This window comes from Parapedobacter sp. GCM10030251 (assembly GCF_042666505.1).
Classification (GTDB): domain Bacteria; phylum Bacteroidota; class Bacteroidia; order Sphingobacteriales; family Sphingobacteriaceae; genus Parapedobacter.
Map to the genome: position 1 here is coordinate 807,172 of NZ_JBHTDN010000002.1, position 22,997 is coordinate 830,168.

Genomic DNA, 22,997 nt, shown 5'->3' on the forward strand with positions numbered 1-22,997 from the left:
ACAATGAAAATTACCAGTTTATTTACCATGTTGCTTTTGCTGTTTACGGTCGTTGCAGCGCAAACCCCTGCCGAAATTAACGTAGCCGCTTACAACGTAGAGTTTAGCGACAAGGGAACCGCCCGGGAAATCGGCGCCGCACTAATGCCGTATGACTTTGACATTATCTGCTTTTCAGAAGCTCCCGGAGGTACCTGGGCAGCTGATGTCGCCAACTCACTTGGAATGGAATACTATGTGACCGGGCGCTATTCTACCGCGGGCCATAAGGACAAATATAAGGTGATCGTTTGCAAGACGCCTTTGTATGGTTATGAGGAGGTGCTCATGGCCGATACCTTCCACACCGCCACCAAGGCGTTTACCCGCATCGGTGAAACCGTGTTTTCCATCTATTCGATCCATTTCCCCTTCGGCTGGAGAGACCAGGCACACATTGACGAAACGACGGGAAAAATATCAGCCTTCGTAAATTACCTGCGTGAAAACGAATCGGGACCGGCTATCCCCCTGGTCATGGGCGATTTTAACTTTATCCTTTCCCAGCCAGAGAAAGCCAGTCCGTACTACGACATGCACCGGCATGCAGGGTATGCATCGGCTTGGCCGGCTTTGCACATCGACGTAACCAACCTGGGCACGATGGTCAAATTCGTCCCGAAAGGCGATGGTAATGGCCGCGTGATCGACCACATCCTTTACAAACCCAGTTTAATGCGGCCAATCGATGGCGGCATCATTGAAATGGAACACCCCCTGTCAGACCATAAGCCCGTATGGGCCAAGCTGCGGATAGGCGAGTAATCCCCTGTTGATACTAACGGGACACCTGTTGCTCCGGGTGTCCCGTTTTTCTTAGTCACCTTCGCCGCTTTATGCCTCTGCATCGGCGGCAGTCACCCGGAGGCCATACTATCCAAAACTGCCCTTGACCTTCCGGAAACCACGTCTGGCTGGCAGACATACAAACGGGAGCCTTCACCCCGTTTTAGCCGTTAAAAAAACGCACCACGTGTGGCATACAACAAGGATAAGGTGTCCATAACGCCATGAGCAGTGGCCCACTGGAAATCCTCCGTTGTTGATAGGATGTGATCTGCTGCCAGATACCGCTGAGCCTGATTTTACTTTGGTTAGGTGGCAAATTTTAAAAACAAGCAACAATTCTCCCATGGGGTTGTTATACCACAGGGGCTGTTAGCGAACGAGCTCCTAAGAATGTAACCGATTAATTCGACAGATCATGGAGCACGATAACCGACCCAACGCCACCTCGAATGAAAGCGCTGAAGCCAAGCAATCAACCCTGCGAAGTACTGGGCAAGAAACATCAAACATCCTCACCACCCGCCAAGGTCATCCCATTTACGACAATCAGAGTTTGCGGACCGTGGGCAACCGGGGTCCTGCCACGCTGGAAAACTACCAGTTTCTGGAAAAGATGTCCCATTTCGATCGAGAGCGTGTACCCGAGCGCGTCGTACATGCGCGAGGCGCCGGCGCACATGGCATCTTCGAGGCTTATGGGATGGTCGGCGACGAGCCCATCGCCCGTTATACGCGCGCTAAGCTCTTTCAAGAAAAAGGGAAGATTACACCGCTGTTTGTCCGCTTCTCCACCGTGATCCATGGGGGTCACTCGCCCGAAACGCTCCGCGACCCACGCGGATTTGCGGTAAAAATGTATACCGAAGACGGCAACTGGGATCTCGTGGGCAATAACCTCAAGATTTTTTTTATCCGCGACGCGCTGAAGTTCCCAGACTTCATCCATGCGTTCAAACCCGACCCGGTGACAAACCGTCAGGATCCCGTGCGGCAGTTTGACTTCATCAGCAATACGCCTGAAGCCTTGCATATGATCACCTTTCTGTTTTCGCCGTGGGGCATTCCGGCCAATTACCGTCAGATGCAGGGATCAGGTGTAAATACCTACAAGTGGGTTAACGAAGCCGGTGAGGCCATGCTGGTCAAATACCATTGGGAGCCACTCCAAGGCATCAAGAACCTCACCACAAAGGCAGCGCAGGAGATACAAGGCAACAATTTCAACCACGCCACGCAGGATCTGTATGAGGCCATCGAGCGCGGCGATTACCCGCAGTGGGAGCTCTACGTGCAGCTGCTGAGTGACGACGACCACCCCGAGCTTGACTTCGATCCGCTGGATGACACCAAGATATGGCCCAAAGACCAATTCCCCTGGCTCCCGGTCGGCCGCATGACTTTGAACCGGAATCCCGTCAACTACTTCGCCGAGGTGGAGCAGTCGGCCTTCGGTACCGGCGTATTGGTAGACGGGCTGGATTTCTCGGACGACAAGATGCTGCAAGGGCGGACGTTCTCGTATTCTGATACCCAACGCTACCGCGTAGGCACCAATTACCTGCAACTTCCCATCAACGCGCCGCGCAAGCATGTAGCCACCAACCAGCGCGACGGTCAGATGGCTTACCATCAGGATATTGTAGACGGCATGAACCCGCATGTCAATTATGAGCCATCCACCTTAGGAGGCCTTCGGGAGGCCCCACGGCCCGGTAAAGACCATACACCGCACTACAACGCCGCTTTGGTGCGGGAAAAAATAGACCGTCAGAACAACTTCAAACAGGCCGGTGAGACGTATCGTGGCTTTGAGGAATGGGAAAGGGAAGAACTGATTTTCAACCTCTCGGGCGCCTTATCGAGATGCCCTTCACACATTCAGGACAAAATGGTCGAAATGTTTTTTGCCTGCGATGAAGAATACGGTCAGCGGGTCAAGGAAGGCATCCAACAGGCGAGTTCGATGGCGGAAAACATGAAGGGAGCTTCCGCCGACGCCGACAAGGCGGTCAAGCAAGCAGAAGAAAAAGGCAGGGAGGCAGATCCCTATTAACCCGAGTTTCCTATGACACCCGATACGCTATTGGTTACTAAACTATTCGATGCGGCCCGTACTGGCGACGCGGCATTTATCCAAGCGCATGCCCATCAGTTCCAACACCTTGTTGATGAGCGAGATCCGCGCGGCTATACACCATTGATCATCGCCGCCTACAATGGCCACTTGGAGGCCACCGAAGCGCTACTGCAAGCCGGCGCCGATGTGAATGCCCAGGATTATGGCGGCAATACGGCGCTGATGGGCGTATGCTTTAAAGGCTATCCTCAAATTGCTGAGCTACTGATTCGCCGCGGGGGCGATGTCAACCTCCAGCACGGCAATGGAGGCACAGCGCTGATGTTTGCGGCCCTATTCGGCCGCAACGAGCTCGCTAAGCTTATGTTGCAACACGGTGCCGACAAAACGGTGTGCGAGGCCCGAGGGCTAACAGCGCTCGATCTGGCCATCCAACAAGGCAACCGAGAGGCCGTTGAGCTTCTGGCAGGCGAACCACAAGACAGAATGCAATAAAATTTAAATCAATACGTCATGAATATGCTGAAAAGCGTCCTCCCCCCACTAACAGGCTCACTTGTACTGAATATTGTTCACGAACTTGCCAGAAATCGGGTGGAAAAAGCACCCGAAATTAACAAGATCGGCGAGGAAGCCATCGCCAATGTATACAAGAAGGTGGGTGAAAAGCCACCGGCAGGAAAAAAGCGCTATGCGATGGCGATGGCCGGCGATTTGATAGCCAATACGGCATACTACCGGATGGTCGCAGGCAAATCGAAGCCGGAGACCTGGGCCAAAGGTTTGCTATTTGGCATTGTGGCCGGTGTGGGCGCGCTTACCGCCACCGAGCCTTTGGGCTTGGATGATACCCCCGTAAACCGAAGCACCCGAACCAAGGTGATGACGGTGTTATACTACACGCTAGGTGGCTTGGCTACCGCTGCGGCATACCTTGCATTAAACAAGCACCTAAAACAGCGGTGAACCATAAAAAATCTTATGTTTGAGTGTCCCTTTCGATGGAAGCGGATTGTTATTGGGGTGTAGTTCAAACAATACGTAACCATTTAACATCAAACAAAATGAAAGAGTACATTCTTCTTTTCAGGCACGAGAACATGAACCGAAAAGTTTCACCCGAGCAAATGCAGCACTGGATGAAACAACAAATGGAGTGGGTGGATAGCATTGCTTCAAAAAACAAATTTGTGAGCGGTACCGGGCTGTTATTTGACGATGCCAAAGTCGTCAATCACCAAAAATTCGTAACCAATGGCCCCTTTGGCGACATCAAAGAAACGCTCGGCGGCTACATTGTGGTCAAAGCGGAATCGGCAGACGAAGCCGCTGAATTTGCCAAAGGCGCGCCTATTCTGCAAGGCGAAGGCAATACCGTAGAAGTCCGTCAAATCGTAACCCATTAAAAGCCAAAGTAAGCTCCTGGATACCGGGAGCTTACTCGTTAATGACATGGATAAGACCGATATCATTCCGCACCTGTTCAAAACCGAATACAGTAAAATGGTGGCTGTTCTCAGCAAAACCTTCGGTTTAGCATACCTGGAAACCGCCGAAGATGTGGTCAGCGAAACGTTTCTATCAGCACTGGATAACTGGCCATACAAAGGGGTCCCTCCCAACCCCACCGCCTGGCTTTATACCGTAGCGAAAAACAAAATGAAAAACCATCTGTCACGAAATCATACACTCCACAAAATCGTAAGCGAGCGATTAGCCGATCCCCATCGATTTGACGAAACCTCGATCGACTTTTCGGATAAAAACATATCGGACAGCCAACTTCAAATGCTTTTTGCGCTGTGTCATCCGGCCATTTCAACGGAAGCCCAAATTTGCCTGGCGTTGCGCATACTTTGCGGTTTAGGATTAGGTGAAATAGCAGACGCTTTTCTATCCAACAAAGAAACCATCCATAAGCGCTTGCAGCGGGCAAAAGAAAAACTCTATGCCGCCAAGATCAAGCTCGAAATGCCCGATGAACATGAAATCCACAAACGACTCGACAGTGTGGTCCAAACGATCTACCTGTTGTTCAGTGAGGGCTATTATTCGGAAAGCAACAATTCCATTATTCGAAAAGAACTTTGCGTTGAGGCTTTCAACTTGGCCTATTTATTATTAGATAACCGGCTTACAAACAACCACACAACCAATTCGTTGATGTCGTTGATGTGCTTTCACGCCTCCCGGTTAGACGCGAGACGTTCGGGAAATGGCGATATCGTTTTATATAACGATCAAGACCGCGCCCGCTGGGATACGGAATTCATCGAAAAAGGATTCTATTATTTGCAGCAGGCATCCCAATGGGATATCTCGTCACCGTATTACATCGAAGCAAGCATCGCTTATTGGCATACCGTTGACAACACCCACCCCGATAAGTGGACCTGCATATTGAAGTTGTATGATGCTTTGTTACTGGTAAAACCCGCTCCGGTTGTAGCGTTAAACCGAATATGGGCATTTTCAAAGGTGCATGGAAACCGGGCTGCCATACCAGAGGCCGAGAAGCTCGGCCTGCATACCAATCATTTCTATCATATCCTGTTAGCGGAGCTTTATAAACCCGTTGACGCAACTAAAACCACCGAGTTTTTGACAAGGGCGCTTCACCTTTGCAAGACAGACACCGAAAAGGAAATGATACGCCATCAATTGTCCATCCGCTCCTTCACTTCATCGACCACATAGCCACTTTTGAAGTACGCATAGATATCCTCCCCCGGGCAGGCTGTTTGCTGGCTATGGTCGCGGTGGGTGGAGATAGCCGTGGGTGATATCCCATATTTTATGCACGAATCAACCAACAGGTCGATCAGTACCTGCAGGAGCTTCTCGTCCAGCTGTTGCTCGTTGTAATTCCCCAGAAAGCAGATGAGCAGGTGCCCCGTGGGGTCGTATTCGGTGTTCGTTTCTCCCACGGTCAGCGGATTGCGCCCTTCGTATACCGTCCCATCGGCAGCAATCAAGAGGTGGTAAGGTATATCAGCCCAATTGCGGTCGGGCCCCATGCACCAGCGCTGGATATTGTTCAGCCGCTGCCTGGCATCAGCCGAGGACATCAACCGCTTTCCCCCTTCGTGATGAACCGTAATCTGCACCGGTACATGCTGTTTAAACGGCTTCGCGGGCTGGGCCTCCCAACTGCTCCGGGGTACAATCGGCACCGTGTCTCGCCGGTCGGTAGGCTGGCCGTTGGCCCAGATCGCTACGGCGAGCATCAAAAACAAGGCAACGCTATTTTTCATGGGGCAAGTTACTTTGGTGGCCCAAGGTAACCAATATCAGGCCAAGCTCCAAACGTGTACCGAACAATCTGGCTTATTATCGGTTAACTCATTTGTGAAGCCATCCGATAAACAAGTGATTTATACCGTCGGACATTCCGATCATCTGCTGGACGAATTTATGGCGATGCTGCAATCCTTTTCCATCAAAAACGTCGTGGATATCCGAAGGCTTCCGAGCTCGCGTAAGTTCCCGCAGTTTGATCAGGCGAATCTCGCGCATTCCCTGGCCGAAAGCGGCATCGATTATGTGCATCTAAGCGGACTGGGTGGCAGGAGGAAAGCAAAGAAAGACACGCCAAACAACCGTTGGCGCAATGACTCGTTCAGGGGTTATGCGGACTATATGGAAACCGAAGCCTTTGAACAGGCGGCCGCCCAACTTGAACGGCTCGCTTTGCAACATCCAACCGCATACATGTGCGCCGAAGCCGTTTGGTGGCGCTGCCATCGCGCTATGGTATCTGACTACCTTAAAGCCAGGGGCTGGACGGTGCTGCATATTATGGGGCCGAACAAATACCAGGAACACCCGTATACGTCGCCTGCCAGGATCGAAGGCAGTCGCGTTTTCTATTCAGACGAAGATTTGCAACACCGATAAAAACCCCTCATCGGCGCTGACAAAAAGGTGACTACGAAACTAGGGCAACACTGGTTGAGGTTCGTACAATGCCCTCTCCGGTGGCGGCAACATCGTCGGACAATTGAAGGAACTGTTCTCCAAATAACTAAAATCACGTATCTTGCCGAGAGTAGAACCTTTCGGCAAGGTTTTAACTGTTGACGAAAATGAATACACCAACAAATCACCTCATCAATAGCGAAGAACTGATAGCTTTGGGATACACGCCCGGCCGTGCCTTCGGTGTAGCCCTGCGCACTGCCAACAAGCACGAGCATCTCGGCAAGGAACTGCTGCTTGCGCAACTTGCCAACGTATTGGCCGAGCCCGACGCATTTGCAACCGATGCCGTATACGGCAAGCTGGCCAAGGCCCTCATCGAGGAAGCCAGCATTTCCGAAGAAGCCTACATTCCCCTGCGGGATGCCGGAGCCGATTATGCGATCTATGGCAAATCACACATCGAAGCCGGCGCGCGCACGCAAATGGACGTGGCCATGCAACTGCCGGTCACGGTAGCCGGCGCGCTGATGCCCGATGCGCACCAAGGATACGGCCTGCCCATCGGCGGTGTACTGGCGGTCAACAATGCCGTCATCCCCTATGGCGTGGGCGTGGATATCGGCTGCCGCATGGCCTTGTCGATCTACGATATTCCCGAGGCGTTTTTCGAGGCGAACCAAGCGCAATTCAAGCGGGAGCTCATTGCGCAAACCCGCTTCGGCGCCGGGCACGGCTTCAAGCCCCACGAGCGAGCAGACCATACCGTGCTCACCGACGCGGCTTTCGGGATGAATCCCTTTGTAGCCAATCTGAAAGATAAAGCCTGGGCGCAATTAGGCACGTCCGGTGGCGGCAACCACTTTGTGGAATTCGGCATCATCGAATTCGTTAAGGTAGACGAGGCGTTGGGCGTACCCGCCGGTAAGTACCTGGCCCTCCTGTCGCACTCCGGCTCACGGGGTTTGGGTGCCACCATCGCCGGCCATTATACCAAGCTGGCTAAGGAGCTATGCCGCCTGCCTCATGAAGCTCAAAATCTGGCATACCTCGGCCTCGATACCGAAACCGGGCAGGAATACTGGCAAGCGATGACATTGGCCGGCGATTATGCCTCGGCCAACCACGAGATCATTCACCGCAAGTTAGCAGCAGCACTGGGCGCGGAAGTGCTGGCCAGCGTAGAAAACCACCATAACTTTGCCTGGAAAGAAGCATGGAACGGACAGGAGGTTATCGTGCACCGCAAGGGCGCTACCCCTGCCGGCGAGGGCGTGTTGGGCATCATTCCCGGCTCCATGACCGCGCCGGGCTTCCTCGTACGGGGAAAAGGCGAGGCGGCATCGATCAACTCCGCCTCCCACGGGGCGGGGCGACAGATGAGCCGCTCGCAGGCCATCAAGACGATCAGCCGTGCGGATATGCGGACGCAGTTGAAGCAGTACGGCGTTACGCTGGTAGGTGCCGGGCTGGATGAAGCGCCCATGGCCTATAAGGATATCCACACCGTGATGGCCGCACAGGCCGATCTGGTAGACGTACTGGCCACCTTCACGCCCCGCCTGGTGCGTATGGCCGACGACGGCAGCCGGGAAGATTGAAAATAATTGTCCCCAATAGCAGGCGGCAGCGGGTTAGCATAAAATAGTTATCTTTAACCCGTCGCCGTGGCATGGCCTCGGCAAAAAATAAACATTGCGTATGAAATCCCTGAAGCTGGACATAAGCTACAAACGTATCCTGTTATACGGGTTGATGTTGGCCGTGCTCGTGTTTTTCTTGAAATGGATACAGTGGAATTTCTTAATCATCGACCATGCCATTGACATCTACGTCGGTATCATCGCCGTCCTTTTCCTGGTGCTTGGCATATGGGTCGCCAACCAGCTAATCAAGCCGAAAATCGTTACCATTGAGCGGAAAATTCCCGTTCCGGCTGCGGACGCCTTCTCCATCAATGAAGATACCATCAAGGAACTAGGTATCAGCAAGCGCGAGTATGAAGTGCTGCAGCTCTTGGCTGATGGGCGCAGCAATGCGGAGGTGGCCGCCGAATTGTTCGTTTCGCTGAGCACCGTAAAAACACATGTCTCAAACCTTTTCCATAAACTGGACGTGAAAAGCAGGACCCGGGCCATTGGGAAAGCCAAAGAACTGCATATCATCCCCTAGTTACACTCGTCCTTAAGTACGATTTTCCGTTATCCATTTGCAATTTCATCCTAAAGTATGAACGGCACCTCGCTTACCGCCCCTATATTTACCATCGAAATCAATTGAAAATACAATGAAAAGGAACGTACTGCTATTCGGATTAATCATCGGGGTCATCCTGTGTGCCAACATGGTCATCATGGTCAATATGATGTACAGCGACACCGACTTCAAAGGAAACGACGTCGTTGGGTATACAGCGATGATTATTTTGTTTTCGCTTATATTCTTCGGTGTCAAAAATCACCGTGACAAACAACTCGGAGGTCACATCTCATTTGGAAAGGCCTTCAAAATGGGAAGCTTGATTGCTTTGGTCGGCTCGACGCTATACGTCGTGGTCTGGTTGTTCTACTACTACTTGTTCGTGCCCGATTTTATCGATGTCTACACCGACCATGTACTCACCACCTGTGCGCCGGAAGACGTGCAGGCCAAGAGTGTCCAGATGGCCAACTTCAAGGAAATGTATAAAAATCCACTTTTCGTGATCCTCATCACCTATTCGGAGGTCTTGCCCATTGGACTGGTGGTTGCCCTTGTAAGTGCATTGCTCTTGAAAAGGAAGCTGAAGGGAAGTCTGGCTTAATTTTCGTTTCTTTGCGAACAGACCGAATGGTATCTTTTATGAAGAAGGCGGCAGCGACCCGATTGATGATTTTAACGAAAGCTTTCGAACTGATTTACGTCAAGGGTTACCAGACAACAAGCATCGATGACATCATCGCGACCACGAAAGTGACCAAAGGAGCGTTCTATTACCACTTCAAAAACAAAGATGAAATGGGGCTCGCCATCCTGCAGGAAATCCTGAAACCGGCACTTGCCAACAGCTTTATCCAACCGTTGCAGCACCCAGCAAATCCCTTAGATGCCATTTTCGACCTCATGCACAGGCTTTTGATGGAAAATGAATTCCTGAAAGTGGAATACGGCTGCCCGGCAGCTAATTTTACCCACGAGATGACGCCTTGGAACTCGGATTTCCGGCAGGTGCTAGACGAGATCACCCAGGAATGGGAAACCGCGATGGTAGCGGCGATTGAACGCGGCAAGGAAAAGGGGCTTATCCGGAAAGACGTGAGCGCCAAGCAAGTCACCTTATTCGTGATGTCTGGCTATTGGGGCATACGGAATTTCGGGAAACTGGAAAACAGCAAATCTATTTATTTACCTTATTTAAAGGAACTTAAAAACTACTTAAACAACCTAGCTTAATTTTTCCTGCAAAAACATACCAACTAGTATGTTTTTGCATTACCTTTGGCGCAGCAAACAGTAAGTCGTCGAAGTTATGTATCCTACCCTATTGGTACTTCATTCCCTCTTTCGCTGGCTGGTCGTAGCCTGCCTCTTGTATTCCATCTGCCGTGCGGCAGTTGGTTTGATCAGCAACCGACCATTCGCTGAGGCTGACAATGCCTTCCGGCATTGGACTGCAACGGTGGCCCACATTCAGTTGATGATCGGCATATTGCTTTACACGCAAAGCCCGCTCGTGGCGTCTTTTTGGCATCACCCAAAAACGGCATTTTATGAGCTGAACTTGACTTTTTACGGCGTTATCCACCTCCTTTTGATGCTGGCGGCCATCGTATTGTTGACTATCGGTTCGGCCATGGCGAAACGGAAAACAACCGACCGGGAAAAATTCCGGACCATGCTGATCTGGTTCTCCATCGCGCTAATTCTTATATTCATCGCTATCCCCTGGCCATTCTCCCCGCTATCCGGAAGGCCCTATCTTCGAACATTTTAATCATGAAAACGCTGCTCACCACCACCATCGGACGCCTAAGGCTCTGCGCCTTCTTAGAGGGCGTATCCCTGCTTATCCTCGTTTTTGTTGCCGTGCCGCTGAAATACGGTTTTGGCCTCCCGTCGCTGGTCAGTGCCATGGGACCAATCCACGGGGCTTTATTTCTGCTTTTTGTATTCAGTGCACTGCGCGTTGGCGTGGATCAACGATGGAAATTCCGGGAAACGACATGGAAGGTGCTCTTGGCCTGCATCATCCCCTTTGGGACGCTCTACCTGGATTACGCATTGCTACGAAAGCTGCAATCGCGGGCTACCTAGCGGCACGCTAAGAGAGACCTGGCATCAATGCGTTGCTTCGACTGATAGCCGATCAATCCAACAACACCATGAAGCCCCTATAACAATTGCAGCGCCCTGCCGAATCGGTATTGCAATCCGATTTCGTGGGTGGTGTTGCTGATGCGCCGGTTCAGCGGCTCGCTTCCGGGATTGAACTGGTAGCTGTAACCCAGCCCGAAGCCAGCGAAATTGAACTGCGCCATCCCCGCAAACTCACCGTAGCTCCGCACGTTCGCACCGATGCCGAACGTCCGCTTGATGAACACCAGCGCCGAGGCCTCCGCCTGCGGCCGCAGGCTCTCCGCGTAGGTCACCAGCACCGACGGGCGGAACTGGAAATCCTGCCCCATATTAAACAGCGCCCCCGCCGTCAGGTGGTACAGGTTGCGGAAGTTGTACCGGCTGTCGCTGTCAACCCCGAGGCTCCCCAGCATCAGCCGCGGCAGGGATAGCCCCACGTAGTACCGTTCCGGGCGGTAAAGCATCACCCCGAAGCCAACCAGCGCATCCGTCTCCCGCACATCCTCCCGGAAGGCCGGATCCATCGGGTCCAGCTGCGAGAAACGCCCGTCCAGGTAGCTCACCCCCGCGTTCAGCGACAGCCCCACGTACTCCGTCTCCGATATCCGAACGCTCTTGGCAAAGAAGGCCGAAGCCTCCGTCAGCTTCTCCACCGCCAGGCTCTCGTGGCGGATGTTCACACCCGCCGTCGCACCGAAGCTTTCGAAGCCCACATGGCCGCTGCCCCAGAGCACCGTGGGCGCACCGTCCATTCCCGCCCACTGCCGCCGGCCGATCACCGACACCTCACCGCCCTGGGCCATCAGACTCGCCGCCGGGTTGATCACCGTACGCAGCTGCCCATGCTGCGTGTGCGTCAATGGCTGCTGGCCGTAGGCTACGGTCCATGTGCCCATTACCGCCCAAGCTAAACATATCGTTATCCGTCTCATATACTGCTGTTTGCTTTTTGCTTTTTGCTTTTTGCTCGCTGTTTTTATTGTCTGTTTTCTGCTGTTTGCTTTTGCTGTCTGCCTATTTGATGTTAGACGACTGGTGAATTGCAAAGTGCAAACCGCAAAATGCATCATCAATACCGCAGCACGAAGTATCCCTTCCGGTATTCCGTACTGCTGCCCGTACCGATTTCCACGATATAGAAGTACGTCCCCGCCGGAAGCAACTGCTGCCCGGTACCAACGCCGCGGAACGCTACCCGGTCGTTGTCGTAGCCCGAGGCTTCCCACACCACCGAACCGTTGCGGTTGATTATGCTCACCCGGTTGTCCGGGTAATCGCGGATGCCCTCGATCATCAGGAACTCGTTGATGCCGTCCCCGTTGGGCGATACCGCCTGGTGCACGCGCACGGCAAAGTCCGATGCCGGATCCACCACGCGCACCATCACCGTCACCGGTTCGGCCGCTTCGTGGTTCCCATCGCCCGACTGTGTGGCCGTGATGGTTACCGTGCCCAGCCGGTGGATGTGCAATGTGCTGCCTTCCAATGTGGCCACCTGTTCGTCATCCAGCGTCAGGCTTATCGGCAGGCCGCTAGTAGCTGATACATCCAGCTGCACGGTACCTTCATCCCGGTTCACCTCCGCCGGTGCATCGAAGTTGATCGATTGGGTGGCTTTGTTTACCACCAATGTCCGGCTGATTTCCGGGCGGCCCGTGTAGTTCCCGTTCTCCGGAACCGTGGCCGATATGGTGGTTTCACCCGCGCCCATGATGCGGATCTGCCCATTCGCCGCAATCTCCGCAACCGCCGCGTTGCTGCTTGTGTAACTTACCGCCTCTCCGCTGCTGGCGGAAGCCCCTCCGTCGAAATCCGCATCCCCGTAGGTCTTCTCCGGCAGTGCGGGGAAGGCTAGTGTGCGCTCAGCCGGCGTGATCGCTAGTGTGGCGGTCAGCACCAGTGTCTCATAGTTATCACCACTGATCGTGGCCGTTACTTCCTGGCTGCCCACATCCGTACGGCCGTTGCCGGTATAGCTCACCGACGTGCCTTCCGGCAGCGTGTCCGTGATGGCTAGTGATTTAGCCGCGCCGTCGTACACGAAGCTGCCGCCCTCCAGCGTAATGCCGGTGATGGTAGCTTTGGTGACCGCCAGCTCCGCCGTCAGCACCAGTGTCTCATAATTGTCGCCGCTGATCGTAGCCGTCACAACCTGGCTGCCCACATCCGTGCGGCTGTTGCCCGTATAACTCACCGACGTGCCTTCCGGCAGGCTACCCGTGATGGCTAGTGATTTAGCCGCGCCGTCGTACACGAAGCTGCCGCCCTCCAGCGTAATGCCGGTGATGGTAGCTTTGGTGACCGCCAGCTCCGCCGTCAGCACCAGTGTCTCATAATTGTCGCCGCTGATCGTAGCCGTCACAACCTGGCTGCCCACATCCGTGCGGCTGTTGCCCGTATAACTCACCGACGTGCCTTCCGGCAGGCTACCCGTGATGGCTAGTGATTTAGCCGTGCCGTCGTACACAAAACTGCCGTCCGGAAGTGTAATGCCGGTGATGGTAGCTTCGGTGACCGTCAGCTCCGCCGTCAGCACCAGTGTGTCATAATTGTCGCCGCTGATCGTAGCCGTCACTTCCTGCGTGCCCACGTCCGTGCGGCTGTTGCCCGTATAACTCACGGACGTGCCTTCTGGCAGCGTGCCCGTGATGGCCAAGCTGTGTGCCGTGCCGTCGTACACGAAGCTGCCGCCCTCCAGCGTAATGCCGGTGATGGTGGCTTCGGTGACCATCAGTTCGGCCGTCAGCACCAGCGTCTCATAGTTGCCGCCGCTGATCGTAGCCGTCACTTGCTGCGTACCCACATCCGTGCGGCCGTTGTCGGTATAACTCACCGACGTGCCTTCCGGCAGGCTACCCGTAATGGCCAGGCTGTGCGACGTGCCGTCGTACACGAAGCTGCCGCCCTCCAGCGTAATGCCGGTGATGGTAGCCTCGGTGACCGTCAGCTCCGCCGTCAGCACCAGGTCTTCGTAATTGCTGCCGCTGATCGTAGCCGTCACTTCCTGGCTGCCCACGTCCGTACGGCTGTTGCGCGTATAACTCACCGACGTACCTTCCGGCAGGCTACCCGTGATGGCCAATGATTTAGCCGTGCCGTCGTACACAAAGCTGCCGTCTCTCAGTGCAATGCCGGTGATGATACCGTTGAACTGGATACTCACCATATCCGATGCATCGTTTCCGTTGTTTGCTATATTAACCGCCGCATCGGCAGCAATCGACAGCTGAACGCCACCATGTACGGTAGGTGTAACCAAAAACGTGTAAGAACTATTATCAATTGTCTGCAAATCGCTCAACGTGCCGTTGCTAACCGTAATGTCACTGATCGTAAATCCAGCGACTGGCTCGCTGAACGTTGCAGTCACGGTAAATGGCTCGTTCACGGGCGATGTGGCTTCCGTAGACAAGGTAACCGAAGGCTTCACCGAGTATACGAAGACTTGATCTGTCGGTGGCACCCCCATTAACGCAAGCAATGCATTGTTGCCCGCATCATCCCGGATGGCACCTCCGTTCGGATTGATCGTTCCACCAAGGACAATGCCGTTTAGATCCAGGTCTGCCGCCTGGACGGTATAACTGAACGTGAGCGCATCGCCGCCGGAACCGCCGGTATATATTGCTTGCACGGTTGCCGTGCCGATGGTCAGTGCCAGATAAGGGCTGTCACTGCCGGTATTTACCAACACATCATCGTCCATCCGTACCGTAACTGTCAGCGCATCCCCTTCCCGGTAGTAGCCGTTAGCCGGTACATCTACGGAAGTAACCGTTGGGGCCACCCCATCGATGACGAGGCTGTGTTGCCCCCCGATTGAATGGGCACCGCCAACGGCAGGCAGTGTCAAGACGGCATCCTGTCCGGAGGCGCTCTGTATCGTGGCGCCATTACGCATTAATGCCGCGGTCGATTGGTAATCCAGGTCGGCGCTCACATCGCCCGCCTGCACAGTATACTCAAATGCGAGCGTATTGGAGCCCGATCCGGATATGTAGGCCGCTTCCCGGTCTGCGCTACCGGTTTCCAGCAGCAAGGAAGGTAAAGTGCCCAATCCAGCCACCGTCACCGCCTGGTCGAATGAGACCGTCAGGGTGATGTCATCCCCTATTTTGTACAGCCCGTTTGCGCTGGTTGCGTTCACCGCGGTGATTACCGGATGGATCGGGCTCACCGTGATCGCAATGACATCCCTATCCATCTGCGGGCCGCCAGACCCGGTCAATCCCAGGTCGTCGGTAACAACCTCAAGGCTTGCCGCGCCATTGTAGCCGCTTGTCGGTGCAAACGTCAACCCGTTGAGCGCGGTGTTGATGTCGGCGATGGAGCCTTCAAAAATCATGGTACCATCGCCAACCCCACTGCCGCTGATGAAAACCAGCCCCGTAGTGCTTCCCAAGGTGATCAAACCGTTCACAGCCGTTAGCGTGCCCCGTATGATACCTCCCCCGGCATCCACATCCGAAACGGAAATCGCATTGCCGTTGCCCGGGCTGACTACCAGTACCCCGTCCTGATCAACGGTCTGCCCTGCCGGTACCGTGTTCACGGGGGCATCGTTTACCGCCGTTATTGACAGGGTTATCGTTGCGGTATCCTCCAGGGCCCCGCCCGTTCCTGTATTGCCGTTGTCGTTGATATTCACCGTCAGGGTCACCGCTGAGGTCGCATTCATCGCGGTGGTGAAACTAACGCCGCCGGCTGCCATAAACGCATTGATGTCTGCTATCTTGCCGTTGAGACTCAACGTTCCCGTTCCCGATCCGCTAACCGCCACGCCACTGCCCGATGCCGCGGAAAGTGTGCCGCTTTCCACCGAGAACGCGGCGGTGACATCCCCGCCGTCGGCATCCACATCGGCAAAGCTGATGCCAGTAAGTCGGGTTGATACGTCCTCATCGACCGCGATGGAGGCCGGTGCCGTAATCACAGGAGCATGGTTTACCGCAGTAACCTGCAGGACCACCGTCCTGAAATCCTGAAACGCTCCACCTGTGCCCGTGTTACCATTGTCGTTTATTGACACCGTCAGTGCCGTACTTCCCGACGCATTCAGCGCCGGCGTGTATGCCAAAGCACCCAAAGCCATGAAATTGTTGATGCCTGCGATCGTTCCGGTCAATGTGAGCACACTGCTGGTTCCGCCAACGCTAATACCATCGCCGCTAGTCGCTGACAGCGAGCCAATCGGAACGGCGTATGTCGCCGTTACCATGCCGGATCCCGCATCCGCGTCAGCGAAGCTGATGCCCGTAAGCGAGACGGTCCCGTTTTCAATAACGGCTATTGAGCCGGGAACCGACATAACCGGAGCATCGTTAACCGAAACCACTGCTACATTCCTGCTCACCGGTTCGCTACCGACTGCCCCTTCGCTCACGACAAATTCGATGGAGCGGAGCTGCGTACCGGGCATGTCCGATGTATTGGTATACGTGATTGCGCGCAACGCTTCCTGCCACTCAGCAAGGGTAGCTGAAGCACCGGCGGACGTCAGCGTCAGCACACCCGCAGCCGCATCGTAGCTACTTGTAATGTTGCCCATTGTGCTGCCATTGTTGCTGAACGCCAGCAAATCTTCCTCAGGCATGAAATTATTCGTAATCTGCACTACGGCGGATGCCAGGGTAGCATTACCCGGGTGGGATACGACCAGTGCTTCATCCACGATAATAGGCACAGAAGCCCCACTTCCTGCTTCCGTAAACGTGGCCATACCCGAAGAAATCGTGATCACAGGCACATGTGCAGCGCGAACCCGTATGGCTTCTGTATTGCCTACGTTGTTCACCGATTCGCTTTGCAAGGGATTACCGGCCAGATCTGCAATAAGGGCGCCATCCGCCGCATCCAGATCGCCCACCTCGATACCGTCCATGTCGATATCTCCCGCCTGCACGGTATATGCAAAAACCAATGTTGAAGTGCCCGAGCCCGAGCGATAACTGGCCGTGCGGTTGGCGGTGCCAACAATCAGTTCTAACGCTACCGGGCCGGCATCGGAATCCACATTTACCGGTTCGCGCATCCCGACGGTAAACGTTAATTCATCGCCCTCCTCGTAAAGACCATCTTCCGGCACCCCAACGGAGGTGACAATCGGCATTACGTTATCAATCACATAAGCTAGCGGAACTACCGTACCCGAACCCAAATTGTCGCCATAATCCCAAAAAGTAACATCTTCTACGGTAATCGCATTGATTGCCTGTTCAACACCCGCCGTCGGCCGGAACCGCGCCGCATAAACGGAGGCAACTTCTCTCCCTTCCCAATCGCCCAGCGTACCATTCTCAAACGTAATATTCGTTTGATCGAAGGAAACAATGGGTTCGCTAAACCTGAAAATCACCCACGATACGTTTGTAGCAACATTGAATGTGCTGTGTTCCATTTCAACCGACAAAAGCTCCGGAACGACCGTATCGACGATGTAAATAGGCGATTGGGTTATCCCCGCGCCCGGGTTGCCTTTGGCATCGTAAACACCTGTGTTATTCAGCACAATCACGTTCGTTCGATTCTCGGTATCCGCCGCAGGCGTCAGCGTCGCCGTCCAGGTCAATCCCTCGTCCGAAGACGACAAGTCACTCAGCGTACCGCTGCCCACTGTGAAATCGCCTACAGTCAGCCCCGATACTGCCTCACTGAAAGCGATGGTGACGGCTGCCGTTTTGTTGAAATTAACAATGATGTTTTGATAGCTGTTCCGCCAGTCATTGATGGCAATTGAAGCCGTGGGGGAAGCCGTATCAATGGCATAATCATTCGATTCCGACGATCCAATCCCTGGTACGCCGGCGTCATTAACAAAGCCCGTATGGTCAAGCGTAATGCTGTTTGCGGTGGCTTCCCTATCGGGCGTTGGAGTCAGCGTGGCCGTCCACGTGATTCCACCGTCTTCTGTCGTCAATTCGCTCAACGTGCCATTCTCCACGGTAAAGTCGGTAATTTCCAGTCCAAAAACCGCCTCACTGAACATCACGGTGAGTGTCGCGGTTTCACCAACCGTCAATTGCGTATCGTCAACTTCCATGTGCGCGACAACCGTAGGAATCACAACCCAAGAAAACGACTCCGTTCCCGAACAACCACTTGCATCCGTCACCGTGACTTCCACATCAAACGTTCCGCTCTCCGTTGGCGTCCCCGAGATCGTACCGTTTGGCGATAAGGTCACCCCATCGGGTAATCCGCCATCGGTAATGGTGTATGCATGCGTTTCTAAGGCGCCCGTTTGTGTCAGTATGGCGTGGTACGATTGTCCGAGTGCCCCATCGGGCAAGGTGCCACCAACCGTGATTGCCGGACAGTCATACGGCGTGTAGACCACCTCATCCAAACCAATGTACTCCGAATTAATTCCCACAGGCCCTCCGTCGGTCACAAAATACCGGAACGCCATCCGACCCGACGTTGGTTCGGAAAGGCCCGTCACCGTAACGGTGTATTGCGTCCAGGTTTTCGGATACACATGGTGTGCCAGGGCCGGATTGATACTCAGCAGCAATGTAGTAAAATCGCCTACACCGGCAGCGGTTGTGCCTACAGCCGTGCTGGCGCCATTTGTACTCAACCGCACTTCCAATCGGTCTACCCGGTCGAGCTCAAATTGCGGTGTCCTTGCGCGTGTGTAAAACGTAATGACATCTCCGTTTCGAAACTCCCTATTTGGCGATATCAGCCAGTTGCTGATGGTGGCCGCCCCACCGCGGGCGCTTCCCTTTCCTACCCCAATATACGCCCCAGGGCTTCCGTTATAAGCGCTAAAAAGCCCCGCATTACCCTGAGCCCAGCTTTCCGTTCCAAGCAACTCACTATTGTTTTGCATCGACCATCCGTCGGCATTTAGTGTGCTCACATTATCAAAACTTTGCGAAAACCCGGTATTCAGGTCTGATTGTGCCATAACATGGCATGTAGTAGTACATAGCAAGATGACCATCAAGCCATGCCCTAGGCGGGGTAGACGATTATTCATTGTAACTGGTAAATGTTAACGTAGGTATAACGCTTCTTTGATCAACAAAGGCGCTCTTTAGTTGGCTACCGGCACGAGTCCGTACTGCAACATGATTTGTTTCATGCGAGCCATATCCGGCGGGCCTCCGGCATTCAGCACCTGGAGGAGGTCTTTGAAATAATGTGCGGTGAATACACCCGGGTTGGCATATGCCAGCATTTCTGCCGGTTCGCTCGTATCGTTGTGAAAACTATGCACCCTGCCTCTTTTTATAAAACAACAATCACCTGGATTTAAGCGCAGGGTTTCGTCGTCTACGGTCAGCGTGAGCGATCCCTTCAATCCGTATAGCGTTTCATCAAAATTCTCATGGTAGTGTGCCGCAGGGACTTTCGCGTTCGGATGCACCACCACTTTAAAAAGCGTAAACTGAGCGTTAGTATCTCCTGCATCGAGGCAGAAATGAATTTCTACCCCGTTTCCCAATTCAATAATTTCCGAAGGTTTCATCGTGTATCTATTAATTCGCACAAAGAAAAGGCGGAATTTCGAATAAAAAGTTGACGCGCGACAAGAAACGACTATAAACGCACATTTCTTTTCCGGATGCGGCTTAATGTTTCGGGTGTTACACCCAGGTAACTGGCAATGTGGTATTGCGGCAACCGATTTACCCAATGAGCATTCTCTTTCAACATGCGGCGGTATTGTTCATCGGGTGTTTCCGTACCGATATTGCTGATCATGCTTTTGAGCCATGCCACGGTACGGCTCCTGTTTTTGATTTGGTAGAGTGCGTAATCGGGAATATTCCGGGTGGCGTATTCCCAGCGTTCCCTGTTGATGGAGAGCAACATGCAGTTCTCCAGGGCCTGCATGCTTACGATAGAAGGGTAGCTATGGATAAAACTTTCCATCTCGCCGCACCACCAGCCCTCCTCGGCAAAAAAAATGTTGCGTTCGTAACCATCAGCTGTCGTTTGGTATTGCCTTAGGCAACCTTTCATCACAAAGCAAAGCTCCTTTACGACGGTATCCTGCGTAAAAAGCAGCTCGCTTTTAGCCAGTGAACGAGCTTCAAAAAGAGATAGCAATTGCTGAAACGACTCATCAGAGAAATCGGTTACTTCTTTTAAGGTTTTAAACAGTAAATGCTCCTCCATTAGCGTGTGTGTGGCTGTATTTGTTAAGTCGCTATAAAAGTAGCGATTTTTTCAAAGCAATGGCGTTCGCACCAGTTAACTGCGTTTGGGGGCGCTCCGCTGCGGTCTCCTAAGCCGTGTCTGCAACAGCCTTAAACGGCAAAAATCACCTATCGCCAGTCATCGGCTTCCAATGCGAATATGTCGTCTACCGTGGTATCGAACACATTAGCGATTTTCAGGGCCAGCACCGTAGACGGCACGAACTTTCCGATTTCGATGGAGTTGATGGTTTGCCTAGAGACGTTTACGCGGTCGGCCAGCTCGGCCTGTGTAATGTTGAGTTTGGCGCGTTCTACCTTGATTGTATTTTTCATCGCTATGCGCTACGCGGTATACAACCGGATGTTGTAGATGATAATGGCCAATGCAAATACCAGGATCAGGAAATGATTGATGGCTACCAGTTCGATGCCTATCGCCCCAGCATCATATAGGTAAGAACTTAGCAATTTGACCGTATACGCGATGATCAGCGCCAGCTGCGTGGACGACGCCTTTAGCCACGCAGACCGCTCGTCTTCCCGCGCCTCATGGCTAATGAAAAGCACAAACAAACCGGCAAGCAACAACATTTCCGAACCGGGTGAGCGGTTGTCTAGCATTACTTGAATCCCAATCAATACCGCTGCGATACCAAATAACTTAACAGCGCCCTTTACGATGGTTTTGCTTTTTTGTGTAGCCATTCCCTGGTTAAGTTTACTTATACAAAGGTAAAACATATTATTCAAAAAGACAAACAAACTTTACATTCTTCTAACGAGAGCAAAATGACCGATTTTCTTATGTTTGTAGCATGCACCAACGAGAATCCCTAAGACGGTTCCTTGCATTGCACGGCCGGGAGCCCTCGCCTGTCGAACAGTTCGATGTCTATGAGCGGGGCGGCTTTTCCTGCGCTGCAACCTCCCTCATGAGCAATCGCCGGGATTTTTATAAGATATCGCTGATTGTGAATGGGGCGGGTATCTTTACCATGGCCGATCGTGCCATCGACATCAACGGCAATGCCCTGCTTTTCATGAATCCCATGGTACCCTATGCCTGGAATCCCACTACCGAGGAACAGACCGGCTATTTCTGCCTTTTTACCGAACCCTTTGTAGACACCTCCTTCGCCAACGGTAAGCTCGCGCATTCGCCCCTATTCCGGGTAGGCGGCGACTTTGTTTTCTTTCCCGATGAGCCTACCATGCAGTTTCTAACTACGCTTTTTGAGCGAATGCATGTCGAAAAGGCATCCGCTTATGCAGGCAAATATGAAGTCCTTCGCAACTATGTGCAGCTTATTATGCACGAGGCACTGAAATTGAATCCTGCGGATGGATTTTACAAACCTGCTAATACCCACGAACGCATTTTTGCCCTTTTCATTGACCTGCTTGAAAGGCAATTTCCCATAGATGCGCCCGGCCAGGTGGTTCAGCTCCGTACCGCCAACGAGTATGCCCGGCAATTGAATGTGCATACCAATCACCTCAACCGATTGCTGCGGGAGCGGACGGGCCGTACCACCAGCGCGTGGATTGCCGAGCGGATCGTTAAGGAGGCCAAGGCGCTGCTCCGAAACAGCGATTGGGACGTTGCCGAAATTGGCTACACGCTCGGGTTTGAACACGCTTCCAATTTCAATAGCTTCTTCAAGAAGCATACAGGTCAACCCCCCAGCCAATACCGGAAGTTGCCTGTTTGATTGCCATAACCATCTATTTGAAATGCATACTCGCAAATCGAGGCTTCGGAGTAATTTTGCACCGAGATAACACCGTATCCAACACAGCGAACATGAAGAAAACAGCAGCGCCCATTGTATTACTAGCCATCCTCGTATGCGCGGTTTCCTGCGCCGACCGAGCCCCGGCGAAGAAAATTACCGATTTCGTTTACCAATATTCCATCATGGATGCATTACTGGCCGGCGTATACGACGGCAACATGACGTTTGGTGAGCTCAAAAAGCATGGTGATTTTGGTTTGGGCGGGTTCAACACGCTGGATGGCGAATTGATTATGAACCATAACGAAGTGTATAAAATGCGGTATGATGGAAGTATCCACGCTATACCCGATGCAGACCGTACCGGCATTGCATTTGTCAAGTTTTTCAGGCCAGACTCGACGTTTGCTGTCCACGCGAAGGGCCTGACCTATGACATGTTGAAGGATAGCATTTCCAAGCGGATCGCCCGTAATTCCATCTATGCCATACGCATTACCGGGAAGCTAAAGGCCATTCAGGCGCGGGCACCCCATCCGGCAACCAAGCCCTACCCGCCCCTCGCGGAATACTTGGCAACCGGCGGTCAGTACAATTTTGATTTTGAGAACGTGTCTGGAACACTCGTCGGGTTTTACATGCCCGATTACATGGAAAAAACGAATATCCCGGGCTTTCATACCCATTTCATCACCGATGATCGAAAGCAGGGCGGGCATATTTTCGACTTTGTGACCGATGAGCCGTTAACCGTAGAAGTTGACCAGGCGGAGGGCATTATCATAGCGGAAAATACCCACCCAGACTGGCAAAAGTTAAACCTGAAGGAAAACCGCCAGAGCGAGCTGCATCGGGTTGAATAATTACTTATGATGCACCGCGCTGCGCGTTGCTATGCTTCACGATTCCTTCAATGATCGTGGCCCAGTCGGCCTTATGCAATTCGAAGGT

Annotated in this window: 22 protein-coding genes; 15 read left to right on the plus strand and 7 right to left on the minus strand. The window is 53.1% G+C overall.

Annotated elements, in window-relative coordinates; all coding sequences use genetic code 11:
* The first annotated feature begins 3 nt into the window (after positions 1–3).
* From ACFQRK_RS09080 to ACFQRK_RS09105, 6 genes are all read left to right on the plus strand, one after another.
* Positions 4–804 (plus strand): endonuclease/exonuclease/phosphatase family protein, encoded by an 801-nt coding sequence (locus ACFQRK_RS09080; RefSeq protein WP_379005775.1) that lies wholly within the window; start codon positions 4–6, stop codon positions 802–804.
* A 439-nt stretch (positions 805–1,243) separates the two neighbouring features.
* Entirely contained in the window at positions 1,244–2,881 is a 1,638-nt protein-coding gene (locus ACFQRK_RS09085; protein ID WP_379005776.1) for a catalase, read from the plus strand.
* A 12-nt stretch (positions 2,882–2,893) separates the two neighbouring features.
* Entirely contained in the window at positions 2,894–3,400 is a 507-nt protein-coding gene (locus ACFQRK_RS09090; protein ID WP_379005778.1) for an ankyrin repeat domain-containing protein, read from the plus strand.
* 18 nt (positions 3,401–3,418) lie between these two features.
* The gene (locus ACFQRK_RS09095) at positions 3,419–3,871 is read left to right on the plus strand and encodes a hypothetical protein (protein ID WP_379005779.1); all 453 of its coding nucleotides are present in this window, start codon (positions 3,419–3,421) and stop codon (positions 3,869–3,871) included.
* Between the two features lie 98 nt (positions 3,872–3,969).
* Complete coding sequence (locus ACFQRK_RS09100) at positions 3,970–4,311, plus strand: YciI family protein (RefSeq protein ID WP_379005781.1); 342 nt, start codon at positions 3,970–3,972, stop codon at positions 4,309–4,311.
* A 46-nt stretch (positions 4,312–4,357) separates the two neighbouring features.
* Entirely contained in the window at positions 4,358–5,602 is a 1,245-nt protein-coding gene (locus ACFQRK_RS09105) for an RNA polymerase sigma factor (RefSeq protein WP_379005783.1), read from the plus strand.
* On the opposite strand, the gene ACFQRK_RS09110 is transcribed toward ACFQRK_RS09105, so the two are convergent.
* The gene (locus ACFQRK_RS09110) at positions 5,563–6,159 is read right to left on the minus strand and encodes an N-acetylmuramoyl-L-alanine amidase (RefSeq protein ID WP_379005785.1); all 597 of its coding nucleotides are present in this window, start codon (positions 6,157–6,159) and stop codon (positions 5,563–5,565) included. The two genes, ACFQRK_RS09105 and ACFQRK_RS09110, sit on opposite strands and share 40 nt — an antisense overlap.
* Between ACFQRK_RS09110 and ACFQRK_RS09115 the strand changes: the two genes are divergently transcribed.
* The 7 genes from ACFQRK_RS09115 (at position 6,158) to ACFQRK_RS09145 (ending at position 11,116) form a co-directional block, all read left to right on the plus strand.
* Entirely contained in the window at positions 6,158–6,802 is a 645-nt protein-coding gene (locus tag ACFQRK_RS09115) for a DUF488 family protein (RefSeq protein WP_379005786.1), read from the plus strand. The genes ACFQRK_RS09110 and ACFQRK_RS09115 overlap by 2 nt on opposite strands.
* Positions 6,803–6,990: 188 nt before the next feature.
* The gene (locus ACFQRK_RS09120; protein WP_379005788.1) at positions 6,991–8,424 is read left to right on the plus strand and encodes an RtcB family protein; all 1,434 of its coding nucleotides are present in this window, start codon (positions 6,991–6,993) and stop codon (positions 8,422–8,424) included.
* A gap of 100 nt (positions 8,425–8,524) precedes the next feature.
* Positions 8,525–8,995, plus strand: coding sequence for a response regulator transcription factor (locus ACFQRK_RS09125; protein ID WP_379005790.1), 471 nt, complete (start codon positions 8,525–8,527; stop codon positions 8,993–8,995).
* 115 nt (positions 8,996–9,110) lie between these two features.
* Positions 9,111–9,626, plus strand: coding sequence for a DUF4199 domain-containing protein (locus ACFQRK_RS09130; protein WP_379005792.1), 516 nt, complete (start codon positions 9,111–9,113; stop codon positions 9,624–9,626).
* 38 nt (positions 9,627–9,664) lie between these two features.
* A complete protein-coding gene (locus ACFQRK_RS09135; protein ID WP_379005794.1) occupies positions 9,665–10,255 on the plus strand; it encodes a TetR/AcrR family transcriptional regulator in 591 nt (196 codons plus the stop codon).
* Positions 10,256–10,331: 76 nt separating this feature from the next.
* The gene (locus tag ACFQRK_RS09140) at positions 10,332–10,796 is read left to right on the plus strand and encodes a hypothetical protein (protein ID WP_379005795.1); all 465 of its coding nucleotides are present in this window, start codon (positions 10,332–10,334) and stop codon (positions 10,794–10,796) included.
* A 2-nt stretch (positions 10,797–10,798) separates the two neighbouring features.
* Positions 10,799–11,116, plus strand: coding sequence for a DUF3817 domain-containing protein (locus ACFQRK_RS09145; RefSeq protein ID WP_379005797.1), 318 nt, complete (start codon positions 10,799–10,801; stop codon positions 11,114–11,116).
* Positions 11,117–11,193: 77 nt separating this feature from the next.
* On the opposite strand, the gene ACFQRK_RS09150 is transcribed toward ACFQRK_RS09145, so the two are convergent.
* The 6 genes from ACFQRK_RS09150 to ACFQRK_RS09175 all read right to left on the minus strand — a co-directional run bounded on the left by ACFQRK_RS09150 (position 11,194) and on the right by ACFQRK_RS09175 (position 21,015).
* Positions 11,194–12,228: a PorP/SprF family type IX secretion system membrane protein gene (locus ACFQRK_RS09150; protein WP_379005799.1), complete on the minus strand. Its 1,035-nt coding sequence runs from the start codon at positions 12,226–12,228 to the stop codon at positions 11,194–11,196.
* A complete protein-coding gene (locus tag ACFQRK_RS09155) occupies positions 12,228–19,070 on the minus strand; it encodes an Ig-like domain-containing protein (protein ID WP_379005801.1) in 6,843 nt (2,280 codons plus the stop codon). Before ACFQRK_RS09155 ends, ACFQRK_RS09150 begins: the two co-directional genes overlap by 1 nt.
* 129 nt (positions 19,071–19,199) lie before the next feature.
* Positions 19,200–19,634 carry a cupin domain-containing protein gene (locus ACFQRK_RS09160; protein ID WP_379005803.1) on the minus strand — a complete coding sequence of 145 codons (435 nt, stop codon included), beginning with the start codon at positions 19,632–19,634 and terminating at the stop codon, positions 19,200–19,202.
* A 71-nt stretch (positions 19,635–19,705) separates the two neighbouring features.
* Entirely contained in the window at positions 19,706–20,287 is a 582-nt protein-coding gene (locus ACFQRK_RS09165) for a Crp/Fnr family transcriptional regulator (protein ID WP_379005805.1), read from the minus strand.
* A 149-nt stretch (positions 20,288–20,436) separates the two neighbouring features.
* A complete protein-coding gene (locus tag ACFQRK_RS09170; protein WP_379005807.1) occupies positions 20,437–20,643 on the minus strand; it encodes a helix-turn-helix transcriptional regulator in 207 nt (68 codons plus the stop codon).
* A gap of 9 nt (positions 20,644–20,652) precedes the next feature.
* Positions 20,653–21,015: a hypothetical protein gene (locus ACFQRK_RS09175; RefSeq protein ID WP_379005809.1), complete on the minus strand. Its 363-nt coding sequence runs from the start codon at positions 21,013–21,015 to the stop codon at positions 20,653–20,655.
* A gap of 110 nt (positions 21,016–21,125) precedes the next feature.
* Between ACFQRK_RS09175 and ACFQRK_RS09180 the strand changes: the two genes are divergently transcribed.
* Together ACFQRK_RS09180 and budA are read left to right on the plus strand one after the other, a co-directional pair.
* A complete protein-coding gene (locus tag ACFQRK_RS09180; RefSeq protein WP_379005810.1) occupies positions 21,126–22,022 on the plus strand; it encodes a helix-turn-helix domain-containing protein in 897 nt (298 codons plus the stop codon).
* A 92-nt stretch (positions 22,023–22,114) separates the two neighbouring features.
* Positions 22,115–22,909, plus strand: a complete 795-nt coding sequence (gene budA / locus ACFQRK_RS09185; protein WP_379005812.1) for an acetolactate decarboxylase — start codon at positions 22,115–22,117, stop codon at positions 22,907–22,909.
* Positions 22,910–22,997 lie beyond the last annotated feature (88 nt).